The 17235-nt window shown below is 50.1% G+C and carries 15 protein-coding genes; 8 read left to right on the top strand and 7 right to left on the bottom strand.

The features are described from left to right. Positions 1–119 precede the first annotated feature (119 nt). The 5 genes from JTN23_RS03605 to JTN23_RS03585 all read right to left on the bottom strand — a co-directional run bounded on the left by JTN23_RS03605 (position 120) and on the right by JTN23_RS03585 (position 4886). Positions 120–1067: a DUF4249 domain-containing protein gene (locus JTN23_RS03605; protein ID WP_247232460.1), complete on the bottom strand. Its 948-nt coding sequence runs from the start codon at positions 1065–1067 to the stop codon at positions 120–122. A 14-nt stretch (positions 1068–1081) separates the two neighbouring features. Then, positions 1082–1750, bottom strand: coding sequence for an NAD(P)-dependent oxidoreductase (locus JTN23_RS03600; protein WP_247232459.1), 669 nt, complete (start codon positions 1748–1750; stop codon positions 1082–1084). Between the two features lie 22 nt (positions 1751–1772). Beyond that, positions 1773–4139 (bottom strand): TonB-dependent receptor, encoded by a 2367-nt coding sequence (locus JTN23_RS03595; protein ID WP_247232457.1) that lies wholly within the window; start codon positions 4137–4139, stop codon positions 1773–1775. A gap of 217 nt (positions 4140–4356) precedes the next feature. Beyond that, the gene (gene rpmB / locus JTN23_RS03590) at positions 4357–4596 is read right to left on the bottom strand and encodes a 50S ribosomal protein L28 (RefSeq protein ID WP_207503995.1); all 240 of its coding nucleotides are present in this window, start codon (positions 4594–4596) and stop codon (positions 4357–4359) included. A gap of 86 nt (positions 4597–4682) precedes the next feature. Next, positions 4683–4886 (bottom strand): C1orf53 family protein, encoded by a 204-nt coding sequence (locus tag JTN23_RS03585; protein WP_247232455.1) that lies wholly within the window; start codon positions 4884–4886, stop codon positions 4683–4685. A 94-nt stretch (positions 4887–4980) separates the two neighbouring features. On the opposite strand from JTN23_RS03585, the gene rocD reads away from it, so the two are divergent. Further along, on the top strand, positions 4981–6237 hold the full coding sequence (gene rocD / locus JTN23_RS03580) for an ornithine--oxo-acid transaminase (RefSeq protein ID WP_247232453.1): 1257 nt from the start codon (positions 4981–4983) through the stop codon (positions 6235–6237). 151 nt (positions 6238–6388) lie between these two features. Here rocD and JTN23_RS03575 read toward each other — a convergent pair whose 3' ends face one another. Beyond that, positions 6389–7543, bottom strand: a complete 1155-nt coding sequence (locus tag JTN23_RS03575; RefSeq protein WP_247232451.1) for a hypothetical protein — start codon at positions 7541–7543, stop codon at positions 6389–6391. A gap of 309 nt (positions 7544–7852) precedes the next feature. On the opposite strand from JTN23_RS03575, the gene JTN23_RS03570 reads away from it, so the two are divergent. From JTN23_RS03570 to JTN23_RS03555, 4 genes are all read left to right on the top strand, one after another. Further along, the gene (locus JTN23_RS03570; protein ID WP_247232448.1) at positions 7853–9271 is read left to right on the top strand and encodes a S41 family peptidase; all 1419 of its coding nucleotides are present in this window, start codon (positions 7853–7855) and stop codon (positions 9269–9271) included. Positions 9272–9385: 114 nt separating this feature from the next. Next, positions 9386–9643, top strand: a complete 258-nt coding sequence (locus JTN23_RS03565) for a GlsB/YeaQ/YmgE family stress response membrane protein (protein ID WP_247232446.1) — start codon at positions 9386–9388, stop codon at positions 9641–9643. A gap of 652 nt (positions 9644–10295) precedes the next feature. Next, positions 10296–11813, top strand: coding sequence for a GH3 auxin-responsive promoter family protein (locus tag JTN23_RS03560; RefSeq protein ID WP_247232444.1), 1518 nt, complete (start codon positions 10296–10298; stop codon positions 11811–11813). An 85-nt stretch (positions 11814–11898) separates the two neighbouring features. Then, positions 11899–13530 (top strand): hypothetical protein, encoded by a 1632-nt coding sequence (locus JTN23_RS03555; protein ID WP_247232443.1) that lies wholly within the window; start codon positions 11899–11901, stop codon positions 13528–13530. A gap of 19 nt (positions 13531–13549) precedes the next feature. On the opposite strand, the gene JTN23_RS03550 is transcribed toward JTN23_RS03555, so the two are convergent. Next, on the bottom strand, positions 13550–14026 hold the full coding sequence (locus JTN23_RS03550) for a flavin reductase family protein (RefSeq protein ID WP_247232442.1): 477 nt from the start codon (positions 14024–14026) through the stop codon (positions 13550–13552). A gap of 163 nt (positions 14027–14189) precedes the next feature. Between JTN23_RS03550 and JTN23_RS03545 the strand changes: the two genes are divergently transcribed. The 3 genes from JTN23_RS03545 (at position 14190) to JTN23_RS03535 (ending at position 17231) form a co-directional block, all read left to right on the top strand. Continuing rightward, positions 14190–15092: a class I SAM-dependent methyltransferase gene (locus JTN23_RS03545; protein ID WP_247232441.1), complete on the top strand. Its 903-nt coding sequence runs from the start codon at positions 14190–14192 to the stop codon at positions 15090–15092. A 56-nt stretch (positions 15093–15148) separates the two neighbouring features. Beyond that, entirely contained in the window at positions 15149–16087 is a 939-nt protein-coding gene (locus JTN23_RS03540; protein WP_247232440.1) for a hypothetical protein, read from the top strand. 163 nt (positions 16088–16250) lie between these two features. Further along, positions 16251–17231 (top strand): glycosyltransferase family 2 protein, encoded by a 981-nt coding sequence (locus tag JTN23_RS03535; RefSeq protein ID WP_247232439.1) that lies wholly within the window; start codon positions 16251–16253, stop codon positions 17229–17231. Positions 17232–17235: the final 4 nt, after the last annotated feature.

The raw sequence follows: 17235 nt of genomic DNA, 5'->3' as shown, positions 1-17235 counted from the left end.
GATTTATTAGCATTCCGCATTCGTTGCGGCGTACCCCACATTAATCAAAATTCCATTTTGTCCTTTTGCCACACAACCCTCACTCATTCTCTCAATCACTCATTCACTAACTAACCTACTCAATCTCTATCCGGTCGGGCTTTCGCCGGATCTATGATGGTTTCGGCACGGCTGATGGCCGATGTACCAAAGTACCCCAGCGCCTTCCGCCCGTTGGGATTACTGTTACGGATGTTGGTAAAGATATTAGCGGGTGGCGTAGCAAATATGCCTCCGTTGGACGACTCCTGCCGTACCTGCTGCAGGAAGTAGTAGGTTTCGGGCGTAATACTATGCAGCTCCACCCCCACGGTATCGCCTGCCGAAAAGAGCTGATTGACGTTGATCGAGCGCCGGAGTGGCTGTATAAACACCAGTCCGTCTGATACGGAGCCGGGCGAAAAAGCCGCGTCAAAAGCCAGCGTGATATTTTCGGGATCATTGGCATACAGGCCACCGCCTCGGAGGGCTTTGATCCAGTAGGTATCACCTATCCCTGAAAAGTCACGGGCGTAAAATTCGGCTATATACCCTTCCTTGGGTCCATTGGGTGGAGTGAAGGGCAATGTCTCAAACTGGTATACCAGCGAATCAATAACCGGTACACGTTTGATGGCACTGGTAGCGGTATATTCTTCGCCCGCATACCTGACTAGCAGGGTATAGCTGCGGCCTATATGGCCCAGGGCATCGGAGGTATTGAGAGAATCAGCCTTCTGAGGGGTCCATTCGTACACACCGTTGCTATTGGTGTCTTCAAAGACATATACCTTGCCCTGATCATCGGTCACGGTCACATCGGCGTTCAGAGCGGGTTGAGGCTCGCTATTATTAAAGTAGCCGGATGAGAGAGTCAGACGTATGCGCTGGGGGCCGGGCTGGTTGGTAATCCACCCATCCACTACCAGTAGCTCGGGTCCTTCCTCTACATTCAGATCTATTACATCTTCACAACTGACCAGCCAGGGGCTCACCACCAGGAGCAGTAGCAGGTACAAATAGGTATTAAGGCTATATCTCTTTTTCATGCTATTCATCACTACTAATTTGAAGAAATTACCGGCTTCTGCTTTACGTATTGGCCCGCCGTCAGGCACTCCAGCATAAATTGCGCTACCGCCCGGCGGCTGATCATCAGATTAGGCTTGGAAGCCGAATCCAGTACCACTTTCACCTCCTGATCTTTTTCGGAGTTGCTCAACCCAACAGGGCGGATAATTGTCCAGTCAAGACCCGACTTGTCGATAACCTCCTCCTGCCGCTCGTGGTCTTTGTAGGCTATTTTTAGTTTGCTGTTATCAATAAAGAACCGGAACCAGCCGGGCAGATCCTTTTTAGTCTCATGTACTCCCCAGGCCGTAATCACCAGCAACCGTCGTATCTGCAACTCTTCACATAACGCGACTACCTTCTTCATGGTAGATGAAAGTAGATCTGACGGCGATCGCAGCGGCGACCACGGGAACTCACTGGTGCGGGATATATTCAATGCACTTAGTACGGCTTCGCAGCCAATGAACGCGTTGCGCAGTACCTGTTCGTCATTCGGTGATCCTTCAACTACTGTTAGATTCTCGTGTCGGAGCGACCAGCCTGCCGGGTTACGCACGATGGCACGTACCCGGTGGCCTCCTGCCAGTGCTTCCTTTACAATCCAGAGGCCGGTACGGCCCGTGGCACCTATGACTGCTATGGTTAGAGGAGTTGACATGGGTTAGAGTTCAGACAGAGGCTTAAAACTTGAAGTTATAGGTCACAGCAGGTACTACGGTACCTATCACCGAGTAGCGTACCGCTTCCGTAATTTGAGGCATATCTTCTTTCTGACGTACATACACCGAGAAAGGATTGCGACGGTTGTACACGTTGTACACCGAAAATACCCACTCGCCTTCGCCCCTGCCGAACAGCTTCCGGCGTGCTTTCAGCGTGGCGGCCAGGTCGAGTCGGTGGTAGGACGGAATACGGTTGTTGTTACGGGCATTGTAGGTATTGTAGGGTAGCGCCCATCCATTCCAGACGAAGCGGTTGGTCGGGAAGGTAGCCGGCGTGCCGGACGTAAAGGTAAAGTTTGAGGAGAGGGTCCAGCGGTCGTTCAGCCCAAATATACCTACGGCGGTAAAGTTGTGGGGCTTGTCAAAGCGGGCCGGAAACCAGTCGTCGTTGTTAACTCCCTCTACCAGTCGTTCTGTACGCGCCAGCGTATAGCTGAGCCAGCCGGTCAGTCGGCCCTTGTTCTTTTTGACGTAAAACTCGGCTCCGTAGGCCCGTCCCTCGCCAAAGAGCAGATCCCCCTCCACGTAGCGGTTGAGCAGCAGGTCAGAGTTACGTACGTAATCGATCTGGTTTTGCAGGGTTTTGTAGTATACTTCTACGGATGCCTCGAAGGTATTGTCGCGGAAGTTCTGGAACCAGCCCAGCGCCACCTGGTCGGCCAGTTCGGGGCGGATGGTGCGGGTACTTAGCGTCCATACGTCCAGCGGTGAGCTCGCGGCAGTATTAGAGAGCAGGTGCAGGTACTGGGCCGTGCGGTTATAGCTGGCCTTAAGCGAAGCCGTAGATGATAGTCCAATGTTCAGCGCAAAACGGGGCTCCCAGTTGCCGAATTGCTGTATAACTTCACCTTTCTCAAACTGCTCACCCGGTAGTACCGGAAACTTCCGCTCGCCTTTCACGATTTCCTGGTAGTCATATACCAGTCCCGGCCCCAGGTAGCGATAGAGGGAGTAGCGTATTCCATACTGCAGCGACAGCCGCTCGGATACCTTCTGCTCATTGCCAATGTACAGGGCTGACTCGTCGCCGTAGCGAGGCTCAAGGCTGATATCACGCCGCTCACCGGCCGAAACGGCTACCGCCGCCCCTGGACGCGAATCGTAGTGGATGTACTGCCCTCCGAAGGTAATCTGGTTGTTGGGCGTCAAGTAGTAGGTAAAGTCAGGTTTAATGCTCTTGCTGATGATCTTGGAGTTCCAGGTAAACCGGTCCGGGTCGTTTTCATCCCGGCTCGATTCCAGCGCGTAGTCGTAGTTGCTGTAGTAGCCGGTCAGGTTCATGAACAGCTTGTTCGAGAATATGTGGTTCCAGCGGGCGGTGGCGGTACCATTGCCCCAGCTAAAGCCAAAGTCGGCCCCGAACACATCGCGTCCGAAGTACCCTGAGGCATAGAAGGTATTCTTGTCGTTGATGCGGTAGTTGACCTTGGCCGTAAGATCGTAGTAGTTGAAGCGCGAGCCCCGCAGATCTTTGTTTAGGAAAGGCTTGGCCAGTACATCGATATAGGAGCGACGCGCAGCCACAATAAACGAACCACGCCCCTCCAGGAAGGGCTGCTCGTAGGTAAGCCTAGAAAATATACTACCTATGCCACCGTTGATCTCGCGTTTCTTGGAGTTTCCCTCCTTCATCCGCACATCCAGAATAGATGAGATACGACCTCCGTATTGCGCAGGTATCCCGCCTTTGATCAGCTTGACATCTTTGACCGCATCCGGATTGAAGACCGAGAAGAAGCCGAACAGGTGGGAGGAGTTATAAACGGGAGCCTCATCGAGCAGAACCAGGTTTTGCGAAATATCTCCGCCTCGCACATTAAAGCCTGAGGCCCCTTCGCCAACGGTAGTCACACCGGGTAGTAGCTGAATACTGCGAATCAGGTCCACCTCCCCCAACAGGGCGGGCATCTGACGGATGGTTTTCATCTCCACCCGGTTTACAGACATCTCGATACTTCGCACGTTTTCGTCCTCCTTCCGGGTCGATACTACTACCTCCTGCAGCTGCTTACTTTCTTCCGTCATCTCTACATCCAGTCGCTGATCAGCGGAGAGCGTAACAGTCCGTTCTACCTTATTGTACCCGATGTAACTAAACACCAAAGTATAGGAGCCGCTGGGGAGCGTGAGCGAATAAAAGCCGTAGGGGTTGGTAACCAGGCCGGTACCCGCTTCACGTACATATACCGACACCCCGATCAGACCTTCACCGTTGGAAGCATCCTTGACGTAGCCGCTAATCGTTGGCTTGTCCTGTGCATAACCGGCCGCCGCTACACATAAGAAGAAAAAAGCAGAGAAGAATATACGCAGACAGCACCTCATAAAATTGAATTTTTCCCATTAGTATATAAGGCAAAACAACACCCACAAAGAATGGTTTGGTATAAAAAAATGATGAATCAACTAAAAAGGGGGCCGAACGGAGGAAAGGGAGATGTGAATCAGGGGCAGGGGCAAAACGAAAAGGCTTCACCGAGCAGGAGAAGCCTTTAGCAACACGTTAACAAATTCGTTGTATCGGAATACGATATCCGGTATCTTAGAAAGTAAGCGTACCTTTTTCGTATGCTTTCTTAATTACGGCCTCAACACCATTCTTGTTGATAGTGCGAAGTGCCGATGTAGATACTTTCAGAGTTACCCACTCCCCTGTAGAAGGAATGAAAAAACGCTTCTTCTGCAAGTTAGGGTAAAACTTACGCTTCGTCTTATTATTAGCGTGCGATACGTTGTTACCTACACGTGTTCTTTTTCCGGTAATTTGACAAACCTTAGCCATGATCTTTCAACTTTTGCAAATGAGGGTGCAAATATCTACAAAACTTCCCAAATCAACAAACAGATCTCTTAAAAAATACCTGATTATTATTCACTTTCAGGCTCTACCGGCTTTCGGGTAAAGCCATAGGGGCAGTGCAGACACCCACTCTTGCAGCAGTAGCCCCGCTTTAGATGGTAGTGTTCTGTAAATACCATCAGCCCCTTCTCATTAAGGTAATAATCCTCCTTCAGGAGTCCCCTGCGCTGGAGCATTGAGGTTTTACCGGACTTGCTACTCTTATCTGGCATTAGGTCAGAATATGGGTTTTTCTTAATTTTAACCCTCCAACCCTGTGTTTACTACCATTGTTTACTACGCTCCAACTGATTATTAGCTATACCTATGATACATTCTACCGAAACTACATCAGGATCTGCAACCCAGCGGGTTATTGAGACAGAGTACCGATATGGCGCCCATAATTACAAACCCATGCCTGTAGTGCTGAGCAGGGGGGAAGGTGTGTACGTCTGGGATGTAGAAGGCAAGCAATACCTGGACTTCCTGTCGGCGTACAGTGCAGTAAGCCAGGGGCACTGCCACCCACGCATTGTACAGGCGATGATCGAGCAGGCCCAGCGTCTTACCCTTACCTCCCGGGCCTTCTATAACGATCGTTTAGGAGAATGCGAAAAATACCTGTGCGAGTACTTCGGCTACGATAAGGTACTGATGATGAACTCCGGCGTAGAAGGCGGCGAAACGGCCCTGAAACTGACCCGCAAGTGGGCCTACAAAGTAAAAGGTATCCCGCAGGATCAGGCCAAGACGGTATACGCGGAGGGTAACTTCTGGGGACGTACCCTGGCGGCGATTTCCTCTTCAACGGACCCCTCCAGTACCAATGACTACGGCCCTTTCATGCCGGGCTATGAGATAGTACCCTACAATGACTTGAATGCCCTGGAAGATCTGTTCAGAAAAGATCCACACATCGCGGGCTACATGGTAGAGCCCATACAGGGTGAAGCGGGCGTACGGGTACCGGACGAGGGATACCTGAAAGGAGTGCGGGAACTATGTACCAGGTACAATGTACTATTTATTGCCGATGAGGTACAGACGGGTATTGGGCGTACAGGTAAGCGCCTCGCCTGCGACTGGGAGGGAGTAAAGCCCGACATACTGGTACTGGGTAAGGCGCTTTCGGGAGGTACCATGCCCGTATCAGCCGCGCTGGCCGACGACGAGATCATGCTGACGATCCGGCCGGGGGAGCATGGATCTACCTACGGCGGCAACCCACTGGCCTGTGCCGTGACCATTGAAGCCCTGCGGGTAGTGGAAGACGAGCGCCTGGCTGATAATGCCCAGCAGATGGGGCAGATATTCCGTAGCCGGATGGAGGCGCTTCAGCAGCAATGCAGCCTGATCGAGCAGGTACGGGGTAAGGGACTACTCAACGCCATTGTCATTAACGACACCGAAGAGAGCCCTACGGCCATGCAGCTTTGCCTCAACATGATGGAGAAAGGCCTGCTCTGCAAGCCTACCCACGGCAACAAGATACGCTTTGCTCCGCCCCTCGTTATTAACGAAGCGCAAATGGATCAGGCCTGCAGTATCATTGAAGAAGCTTTTATAAAATTTGAAAAATAGTAATCAAGTAGTACTAATCAACTTTTGAGGTGGAAAGATAAATAAGTACCACCGGTATAAAGCAACTACCTGAATAGAAAAAGCCGGAGACAGGAAAATTAATCCCTGCCTCCGGCTTCTTTACTTTTATCCTTTTACCTTCTCTTCCTTCCTACCTGACTCGTTTATCATTCTGGTAGTATCCACTCTCGCGGGTACCATTAGCTCGGTACAGTACGCCATATCCATCCCTGACGCCCGCCTTAAAGGTACCGGAGAACCGCTCCCCGTCACTATAGTAGTAGCTGCCCTTGCCGTGGGGGACGTTATTCTGAAAGTACCCTACGTACTTATCGCCGTTGGAGAAGTAGTACGTACCACGTCCGGAGCGGGCATCGCTTATAAACTCCCCTTTGTACCTGACCATTCCATCAGGGTAGTACTGCACACCCACGCCATGTTTTTTGCCGTTCATGAACTCACCTTCGTAGCGCTCCTGATTCTCCCGAACCAGGATACCCATTCCGTTGGTACAGTCGCCCGAAGCGCATCCTTTAACGCGGGCTACCGGTGCTCTAAGGGTAATGTCTGTTTCTACTACTTCCTCTCTCTCCCGAGTCGGACGAGACGAAGGCTGATACACCGGAGGAGCCGGACGGGAAGGGGCAGGGGTAGAGGCTACGCCTCCGTTTGACTTATTCCAGCGGGGATACATTTTTTCAGCTTCTCCCCAGCCCTGACGGATGGCGTCTACCCGTACCTGACGTCCCGGATGGGTATCCGTGTTTTCATGACCTGACAGGGTACGAATGGCTATCAGCGATTCATCCAGCGAGGCTCCCAGCTGATGTAGCACAAATCCGGAGAAGCGATCAGCTTCCAGTTCTTTGCTGGGGCGGCTTCCCATACCGTCGATGGTATGTCCCTGCAGGTGGTGCCCGATCTCGTGCGCTACTATACTGATAGCCGACCAGTCGGTGTTGGTGATGTTTTCGATTTGCTTCATAAACTTACCGTCGTAGATAATAAATCGCTTACCATCTACCACGGTAGCAAAGCAGTTGTCGCTCTCGGGGCACTCTACCACCACAAAGTTACGGGTGAGGCCTACGGGCTGCAGAATACGCTCTACCACCCGTTCGGCGTGGCGGTTTGAAGTAAATGACAGATAGTTGCAGATTTCCTGTGGACTTCGCAGCCGTCCCCCTCCATCTACATAGTTACACACAAAAGTTTCCTGAGGGCCGTTGCTGTGCTGAGCCGCTACATCTAAAGACATAGAGCTACCGATCAGGCACATGCAACCCAACCATACAAAATTCTTCATCCCAAACACCTTGCTTTTAGTGAACCGAAAATTGCTTATATTCGTAAGTACAACGGCGAGAGGTAGGATTGTCTTGTGTAGACGAAAAGGAAAAGTTCAGGGTAGCATAAATTGTTAGTTTTCACCCCCTGTTCCGGTCAGAAAAACACCAGATTGGCTATTGTTGCTGATGGTAGTATTGCCTCCTGACGAGCCTTTACAAGCCCTGCCGCAAGCTACTATACGAACCGGAACGATTTGTACTAAAACAAGGTTACTGTCGTTAGCTGTAAGCACGTGAGTCTAACCTTATCAACAACCGCAACTATAATGAGAATTAAGAGCTTATTGGTATTGCTCGCCAGTGTCAGCCTGCTTGTATCCTGCCGGGAAAAAACCATAGATCCCGTAGGTACCACTACCGATCAGGAGGTAAACAAGTGGGTGTACGACAACATGAAGACCTGGTACTACTGGAACGACAAACTACCGGCTTCCCCCAACTACGAGCAGGGTACCAAATCTTTCTTTGAATCCCTCATCTACCGATTTGATGCTACTGCCCGCCCCGATGGCGACCGTTTCTCATGGATTCAGGAAAGCGCTGATGAATTAAGAGCATCCCTGAGCGGTGAGTCCAAATCTACGGGGATGGAGTTCCGGATCGTGCGGTACGCCAGTGGAAGTGATGATGTGTTTGGGGTAGTTACCTACACACATCCTAATTCACCAGCGGCTAATGCAGGCTTTAAGCGGGGTGACTTTTTCACCAAGATCAACGACCAGAAGCTTACAACTTCTAACTACTACAGCCTGCTTTATACCGGTGACGGCAAAAAGACATTTACCGTAGGTACACTGGATGGATCCAATCGGGTAGTGGATGGTACCACAACCCGTGAGGTAACTCCTACTGTTATACAGGCCAACCCTGTCTACTTTGATACCCTCTTTACACAGGGTGCCAAGCGCATTGGCTACGTAGTGTACCACCAATTTATACCGGGCCCTAATGGCTCCAGTACCAAAACCTACGACCTGCAGCTGGATAATATTTTCAACAACTTTAAGACACAGGGCATCAACGAGCTGATCATCGACCTGCGCTATAACCGCGGAGGTTATGTAAGCTCGGCTACCAACCTCGCCAGCCTGATTGGCAGAGGTGTCAACTCCACCGAAGTATTTGCTATTAAGGAATACAATAAGGTCATCACCCCCGAACTGGAAAAAGAGTACGGTAAAAACTTCTTTTCGGACCGCTTTCTGAGCAAGACTCAGAACGTAGGCAGCAACCTGAACCGGATTTTTGTATTGACCTCGGGCAATACCGCCTCAGCCAGCGAGCTTCTGATCAATGGTCTTAAGCCCTATATGGATGTTGTAGTGGTAGGATTGCGTACTACCGGTAAAAATGTAGGCTCTATTACCATCAGCGATGATAAGAAAAAGATCAAGTGGGGAATCCAGCCCATTGTATCCAAGTCATTCAACAGCCTGCGGCAGTCGGAGTATACCAATGGCTTCAAGCCTAACTTCGAAAAGTCAGAGGGCGTGTTTCTGTATCCCTACGGCGATGCTCGTGACCCGCTGCTGGGTGAGGCGCTCGCACAGATCCTGGGAAGCCGCGTAGCGCGTCAGGGAGTAGATGTAACTACCCTTGCTATTAAAGCGGGTGCGGATGTATACTCCACCATTGACGAAAAAGCCGGTGGAGGTAATATGTTTGAGGAATTGCCGGTGCATTAAAGGTAGGTACATACCTGATTTTTTAGAGCATGCCACTCAGCGTTTACTGAGTGGCATGCTTTTTTTAATTCCTACTGCAAAACTTAATTTAGACACTAAAACACATTAACTATTATGGGTATTCTGACTTGGATATTAGTAGGTCTTGTGGCTGGATTTATAGCTAAGGCCATACACCCGGGCAAAGATCCGGGAGGATTTATTGTTACAATTCTGATCGGTATCGGTGGTGCCATTATCGGTGGATTTGTTTCATCACTTTTTGGATTTGGTACTGTAGATGGCTTCAACTTTGGTAGCCTGGTAATTGCCATCCTGGGAGCAGTTATTCTCCTGTGGGTTTACCGACGGTTTAGTACCCGAAGAGTTTAGGGCCAAGGCCCATCCCCATTGCCTTTGAGCAAAAGATAAGAACAGACGTACATTTGGGATAAGCACAGGTAGTATATCGTTATTTACGTAAACTACCTCCTCTACCAAACTACAGCTTTCGGGTCTTTTTGCTCAAAGGCTTTTTTTATGGTTTACCATTACTATAATCTTAGTGATATCCGAGCCTGGTCCGGTATAGTTGCCGATACCTATGTCTATAAGAGCTACTGATTGAGCAGTAACTATCCTGGAAAGCACTATTCACTATAAAAGACCAGCCGGTAGTAATAGTTTCTCACTCCCCTACTTTTACCCTGTACATCTTACTTAGCCTGATGGCTCTTCTGTTTGACAAGCAAAGAAAAACATTCATTTTCAGGTCATTACCAGCGCAGTACTGCTGACCAGGGAGGTATTTTTTCAACAAAAAGGGCTGTTTCAGTAGTTTATAGTGTAGAGATTAAGAGCAAAGCAAACAAATACTGTTCTTCACACTTCCAGCTCAATGTATTTTGGGTTGTGAATAGGCTTGGTGTCAGCCTGATACATACAGGCATTAAGACCCGCCTACTCTAGTCGCTTCGCTCTCCTCAAATGAAATTACTACCTTTGTACCACAAAGTATTATCTTAATCCTACTTAACCCTTAGCTATGAAACTGGTAAATGACGTGACGGTTTGGTTTTTGAAGCGCCGAATAGAACGCATTGAGCATTTCATGGCTAATCCCATCGAGACGCAGCAGGCTATTTTTTCTGATTTGCTGCACACCGCCCGCTATACCGAATGGGGCCAGCGCTACCAGTATGCCCAGATAAAGAGCATCAGTGAGTACCGTGAGCAGGTACCTGTTTCTACGTATGAAGATATTTTTCCCTACATAGAGCGCGTACTCAAAGGCGAACCCAACATCCTGTGGCCTACCCATACCGATTGGTTTTCCAAATCTTCCGGTACTACCAATGCCCGTAGCAAGTACCTGCCCGTCACGCCCGAGGCGCTGGAAGACTGCCATTACATGGGGGGAAAGGATATGATGACCCTGCTGATCCACAACCGCCCCAATACACAGGTATATGAGGGAAAGGGACTATCAATAGGAGGTACGCTACACCCCAACCCCTACAACCCTAATACGCAGGCCGGTGACGTATCGGCGGTGATCATGCAGAACCTACCTGCCTGGGCGCAGTTTCTGCGTACCCCGCCGCTGGAAGTGGCACTGATGGATAAATGGGAGGAGAAGCTCGAGAAGATGTCAGAGATCTGCGCCGAAGAGAATGTGACCAGTATCCTGGGAGTACCTACCTGGACCATCGTGCTGCTGGACCGTATCATGGAGCTTAAGGGAGCCCGTTCGATGCTCGATGTATGGCCCAACTTTGAAGTATTTGTACACGGAGCCGTGGCTTTTCATCCCTACCGCGAGCTGTTTATGACCAAATACTTCCCATCTGATCAGGTCACCTACCTCGAAACCTACAATGCCTCCGAAGGATTTATAGCCATACAGGACGATTTGAGCCGCATCGGAGAAATGCTCCTGATGCTGGACTACGGTATTTTCTACGAGTTTATGCCGATGGAAGAGTTGGGTAACCAATACCCTCGTACCCTAACGCTGGATGAGGTGGAACTGGATAAAAACTACGCACTGGTGATCTCTACCAACGCGGGGCTCTGGCGGTATATCATTGGCGATACGGTGAAGTTTACCTCAAAGTACCCCTTCCGGATTAAGGTGAGCGGCCGCACCAAGCACTTTATCAATGCCTTTGGCGAAGAGATTATCGTAGAGAATGCCGAAGCCGCCATTACCGCAGCCTGCAACCGCACCGGAGCTGTAGTGAGTGATTTTACGGCCGGACCGGTGTACATGGGTGACGGTTCGCGCGGACGTCACGAATGGATCATTGAGTTCTCGAAAGAGCCTTCCAGCCGGGAGCTGTTCTCTCAGGTCCTGGACGAAACGCTCCGCCACGTCAACTCCGACTACGATGCCAAGCGCTACCAGGACATGGCCCTGCTCCCACCACTCATTCACTTCGTAGCTCCAGGTACGTTCTATACCTGGATGGGGCAACGCAACAAACTGGGAGGCCAGAACAAAGTACCTCGCTTAAGCAATGATCGTACCTATGTGGAAGCTATTTTGGAAATTTTGAAGTAAACATAGCATAAATAAAAACTTACTATATATATTTATCTCGTAGCGTACTGAGAATTAATCACCTAAGAGATAAATTGTATAGCTTATGATCTTAAGTTTATTTCAGAAGAGTCTCCTTGTTGTACTGCTCATCATCCTCAGCTATCTCCTTTGGAAAAACAAAAGTGCCACCCGAACCCGGTGGGTGCTGGCAGGGATACTACTCATTACTTTTCTGCTGCGGCTTATTAACGTCAGTAACGCCGAAGGAAATGTGGACACCAGTACCTGGCTTACCAGTGCCATCTCCATACTCCACTACCCCGACCCGCTCTGGACTGTCTTTAACTACACAGATTCCCGTCCTCTGACGGTACTGCCCTTAGTGGTGGCTTCAAAGCTGGGCCTGGAGATCAACTACGCTGGCTCTCAGGTGGTCAGTATTCTGCTCTGGCTGGCTAGTCTGTCTTTTTTTTACTTTGCAGTTTCACTCTTCCAGCCCAAAACTCATGCGTTACTCTACACCTGGATACTCTGTCTTTTTATAGGTACAACCGGCTTCTTTGAGTTCATCTGCTACAACTCCGAGCATATCAGTATATTCATGCTCACCTTAGCCTCCTACTGGTACTTTCAGAATGAAAAAGAAGCTCCCATCAGCAACCTGAAAACGCTTGTGCTGGGGCTAGTGCTGGGCAGTCTGCTGTTTGCCAAGTTTCAGAACATCCCGATGGGCTTCGTAATAGGCGGGTTTTGCCTTATTTCATTCGTAGCGCAGAAAAGCTGGAACCGCGTCCTTCTGCTTGTTACAGGCAGTGTGCTGCCTACGGTACTTGTCAACGGGTACTACGCCTGGCATAATGAGCTGCCTACCTTCTGGAACAACTACTTCTGGAACTACTTCTACTACTCCTACACCAACGAGTTTTCGTCCACTCCCCTTTCAGAGCGATTCAATCCGCTTCGGATCGGGACGTTTATATTTGTAAATAAATCTCAGGGCTTCTACTTCCTGTCGTTGCTTGCCGTTGCGCTCGCAGGCACTTTTCTCTATCTCCGTGCCCGCCCTAAGCTCACTCCCTCTCTGCGGACCAATGGTGCCTTTGCCTTTCTTTTCATACTAGCCAGTTTATACGCTACCGTCCAGTCCGGTAATTTCTTCTACCACTATTTACTGTATTTGCTCATACCCTCTACCTACCTGATCGTGTGGCTGGTGTCCCACGTGAAGGCCCCGGCTCGTCCGATTCTGCTCGGAGTACTGCTAACGGGTTCATTGGTACAGGCCAGTTATAACATCCTGACCCGCCAACCTCTATCTGACACCAGGACGGAGCGTACCGACCGTGAAGTAATCGCCTTCATTCGAAAAAACAGCCAGCCTACCGACCGGGTAGTAATATGGGGCTGGGCCGACCGCCTCTATGTCAGATCGCACCGGCCGGCGGGGTACCGCTATCCCCAGTCGGTGCATCTGTTCCTGAAGTCGAGCTTATTTACCTTCCGAAAAAAGACGTTCCTGGAAGATATAGACAAGAATAAGCCGCTCCTGTTTGTAGATGTACTGAACTCAGAGGTACGTGAGTACTCGACCAAGGATTTTCTCATGAAGCCACACTACTACATACGGGATGTGAGAAACTACGTCCGGAAGCACTACCGGCTGATCAGTACGATCAACGGCATTAAGATTTACAAGAGGATCAGCCCCCTGACCCAGGCTATTGCCCGTAAATAGGCCATGTAGCGGGTAGGCTCTACCCTCTGACCAGTCCCTTTTCCCGCAGGAAGTGGTGAGTCATTACTTTTTTATCCGGATGGAGGACCACCTGCTTCAGTACTTTGCAGATGACTACCTCATGGTCGCCGCCATCGGTATAGCTGACTACCCGGCACTGAGCATAGCCCACGGCCTCGGTAAGGTAGGGGCAGCCCTGCTCGTCCAGCGCGTAGGCCAGCCGTTTGTATTTATCTACCTCCCTGCCGCTCTTGCGTCCCAGTTTGGTAATAAGGGCCGTTTGATCCTCCGCCAGCAGGTTCAGGTTAAAGAGGCCGCTACTGCGTACCAACTCCAGCGTATAGTCCACCTTGTACAGGGCCACGCACAGCATCTTACCGCCCATAGCTACCGGCATCGCCCAGATCACAATGTTGGCATTGCGACGGCCATCGGCAGTTGCCGTTGTAACCGAATGCACCTCGTAATTCTTGTACTTTAAGAGTTTGGGAGGCATGACGTTGAAATATGATAGTTATATTTGGATACACAAAACCAAAAGTGCCATATTTAGTTTAGCATAATGTTTGCCTGCCAAATACGAAGAACACTCCCCTTTGCAGGTTGCATAAAATAAAAAGCTTAATTTTGGCTCGTCTAATACTAACTAAAACGGAGGAATGACTCATCACGAATTTCTGCACGCCCTGGTTTGCCCCTTAACCACTACTCCCCTCGAAGTCTCTGCGGATGGCAGAACCCTCACCAGCCAGGAAGGTACAGTGTACGAAGTAGGCGATACAGGTATCGTTAATATGCTTTATCCTAAAGAACTGCTGGAAGAAGATGCCCGGGAGCAGTACCTGTACGACCAGGCGTTTCAGCGCTACGACCGTGGCGTGTCGTGGGTTTTCCAGACCCTGAACCATTCGGATGAGGCGGCTACCCGGAAGTTCATGATTAGCCTGATGGACCTGAAGCCCGGTATGACTGTACTGGAAGTAGGAGCCGGAACAGGTAAAGACTCCGCTCTGATCATCGACCAGATCAAGCCCGGAGGTACCGCTGTACTTTCGGACCTTTCGCCCAATATGCTGAAGCTGGCGCAGGACAAGCTGCCTACTGATGAGGTTAATGTACACTACTTCCTTGGTAATGGATCGTACCTGCCTTTTGCCGATGACACATTTGACGCAGTATTCCACTTTGGTGGTATCAATACCTTCTCTGAGCGCAAGCGCGCCTTTGAAGAACTGACCCGGGTAGTACGTCCAGGTGGTAAAGTAGTAGTAGGAGATGAAAGTATAGCTCCGTGGATGCGCAATCAGCCTACCTACCAGACACTTCTGAAAGCCAATCCTCTTTTCCGCGCCGAAGTACCTCTGGAAGATGTTCCGGCTAATGTTGAGAACTTCAAACTACACTGGATATTTGGCAATGCTTTCTATGTAATGGAATATGTCGTTAGTGCCAAGGCACCCGAGATAGACATTGAACTGCCAATTCCTGGCAAAGACTTTGTAGATAACTGGAGGTTGCGGGCTGAGAAAGCAGAAGCCGAACAAACATCTTCTGCTCAGTAATATAGTCTGACTTAATAATACTCATCCACTACCAACCACGCAATTAGCAAGTAACAATGCCCTGGATTAAAAAAGGAGTAGTTTATAAACCCGATGGAAGTCTGGCACACAGCCGTTCACACGCACAAGTGCCCTTTGCTTATAAACATAAAGATTTTTTAAGAGTATATTTTTCGTCACGTGACGATCAGGGTCAATCCAGACCTACCTTTATTGACGTAGATTATGAGGACCCGACCAAAATCCTGTACACCCATGACCGGTCGGTACTGGAATTAGGCGGTCCGGGCGAATACGACGAAACCGGCGCTATGCCCGCCTGGTTTGTGGATATGCCCAACGGAGATATATGGCTGTACTACACCGGCTGGAACCGTACCTGGAACTCCTACCGTCTGTCGATGGGCCTGGCAGTAAGCCATGATGGTGGCCTTACCTTCCAGAAGATGTTCAAGGGCCCGATCATGGATCGTAGCATCCAGAACCCGATCTGGGCGGCGCAGCCTTCGGTGATGCGTGAGGAGGATGGTACCTGGCGGATGTGGTATATTTCGGGCCACAAGTGTGAGTACATACACGGGTACCCCGAGCCCTTCTACCGCGGCCAGTCCGCTACCTCTAAGGATGGTATTCACTGGAACATAAGCGATGTTCCTACGCTTGATTTTGATGATTTTCTGCACGCCGTGGGTCGGCCGAGTGTGTTCAAGGAGGATGGTCTGTACAAAATGTACTACTCCTACCGCCACACCCTCGACTACCGCACCGATCGTAACCAGAGCTACCGCCTGGGTTATGCTGAGTCAATGGATGGTGAGCACTGGGACCGTAAGGACCACCTGGTAGGGATAGGCAAGTCGGATAATCCAGAAGACTTTGACTACCAGATGATCAACTACGCCCACCTCTACGAGCATAATGGCAAAAAGTACCTGCTCTATAATGGTAATGGGTTCGGAGCATCCGGATTTGCCTATGCAGTGTGGGAAGACTGAGGAAGGATTGTGAAGTGTGATCTAAACCACTAATCCAGCCTTCCTTTTTATATCCCAGAAAGTCTGTTTGCTGATCAAGTAGCCATAGTACCTGCTAGTGCTCTTTCAGTGATGGATACGGTATTTCTTGTAAAACCTTTGAATGTAAGGCTCGAATCAAAGTATGCTCAAAGTCAGCGTTACTATATTAACCTATAATCAGGCCGCTTTTATCGGAGAAGCCATAGAGAGCGCTGTCAATCAGATAACCGATTTCGAATACGAGATCCTGGTGGGCGACGACTACTCCAATGATGGTACCCGCGATATCATTCTGCAGTATCAAAAGCAGTATCCTGATAAAGTAAAGCCTGTATTCCACGCCAAAAACCTGGGACAGAACGGCTTGTTCAACACCATCGAAACGCTCAAGCTGGCCAAGGGAAAGTACATCGCCCACATGGACGGTGACGACTACTGGATCAACCCGCACAAGCTACAGAAGCAGGTAGATTTCATGGAAGCTCATCCTGATTTCTCGGCTTGCTTCCATAATGCCTTTGTTACGTATGAAGATGGCTCCCCTACCGAAGAGCTGAATCCGCCTGATCAGAAAGCTGTGATCGGAGTGGATGATCTGATCGGAGAAGAGGAAATATGGTTTATGGCTACCTCAGCCGTAATGTTCCGGAACGGCCTGATGTACTACCCCGAGTGGTTCATGAAATCTACCAGCGGTGATATCCCCCGCTACGTGATCCTGACCAAGCAGGGGCCCATCGGTTACCTCCCGGAGATCATGTCGGTGTACCGGAAGAACCGCGCCGGAGCCAGCTTCAAGGACCATTACCGCGATGCCCGCTTTCTGCGCAACCGTATCATGATGTATAGCGGCATCAACAAGGAAACCGACCACAAGTACGATCGTGCACTCCGTCGCAACATTGCGCGCTATTACCGCATGCTACTCGACTCGCGCCAGTATGGCAAGACCTACTTCCGCCGCGCCGGACTGGCGCTGTACTATCTGTACCTGAAGAATCCGGATTCGGTGGAGTACCGAGAGGTATTCCGTGACTATATACTGCCTAAATGGGTGATGAGTACGTACAGCTTTTTTGCTTTGCTGCCGCACCGTATGCGCGAAAGTGAAAGTACCCGCTAGCCCT

The organism is Telluribacter roseus, assembly GCF_017355915.2.
Classification (GTDB): Bacteria; Bacteroidota; Bacteroidia; order Cytophagales; family Spirosomataceae; genus Telluribacter.
This window is presented reverse-complemented; position numbering and strand designations above follow the sequence as displayed.

Bases quoted from the DNA above. Each gene is read 5' to 3' on its own strand.
- JTN23_RS03605 (WP_247232460.1), bottom strand. From the start codon at position 1,067: ATGAAAAAGAGATATAGCCTTAATACCTATTTGTACCTGCTACTGCTC.
- JTN23_RS03600 (WP_247232459.1), bottom strand. From the start codon at position 1,750: ATGTCAACTCCTCTAACCATAGCAGTCATAGGTGCCACGGGCCGTACC.
- JTN23_RS03595 (WP_247232457.1), bottom strand. From the start codon at position 4,139: ATGAGGTGCTGTCTGCGTATATTCTTCTCTGCTTTTTTCTTCTTATGT.
- rpmB (WP_207503995.1), bottom strand. From the start codon at position 4,596: ATGGCTAAGGTTTGTCAAATTACCGGAAAAAGAACACGTGTAGGTAAC.
- JTN23_RS03585 (WP_247232455.1), bottom strand. From the start codon at position 4,886: ATGCCAGATAAGAGTAGCAAGTCCGGTAAAACCTCAATGCTCCAGCGC.
- rocD (WP_247232453.1), top strand. From the start codon at position 4,981: ATGATACATTCTACCGAAACTACATCAGGATCTGCAACCCAGCGGGTT.
- JTN23_RS03575 (WP_247232451.1), bottom strand. From the start codon at position 7,543: ATGAAGAATTTTGTATGGTTGGGTTGCATGTGCCTGATCGGTAGCTCT.
- JTN23_RS03570 (WP_247232448.1), top strand. From the start codon at position 7,853: ATGAGAATTAAGAGCTTATTGGTATTGCTCGCCAGTGTCAGCCTGCTT.
- JTN23_RS03565 (WP_247232446.1), top strand. From the start codon at position 9,386: ATGGGTATTCTGACTTGGATATTAGTAGGTCTTGTGGCTGGATTTATA.
- JTN23_RS03560 (WP_247232444.1), top strand. From the start codon at position 10,296: ATGAAACTGGTAAATGACGTGACGGTTTGGTTTTTGAAGCGCCGAATA.
- JTN23_RS03555 (WP_247232443.1), top strand. From the start codon at position 11,899: ATGATCTTAAGTTTATTTCAGAAGAGTCTCCTTGTTGTACTGCTCATC.
- JTN23_RS03550 (WP_247232442.1), bottom strand. From the start codon at position 14,026: ATGCCTCCCAAACTCTTAAAGTACAAGAATTACGAGGTGCATTCGGTT.
- JTN23_RS03545 (WP_247232441.1), top strand. From the start codon at position 14,190: ATGACTCATCACGAATTTCTGCACGCCCTGGTTTGCCCCTTAACCACT.
- JTN23_RS03540 (WP_247232440.1), top strand. From the start codon at position 15,149: ATGCCCTGGATTAAAAAAGGAGTAGTTTATAAACCCGATGGAAGTCTG.
- JTN23_RS03535 (WP_247232439.1), top strand. From the start codon at position 16,251: ATGCTCAAAGTCAGCGTTACTATATTAACCTATAATCAGGCCGCTTTT.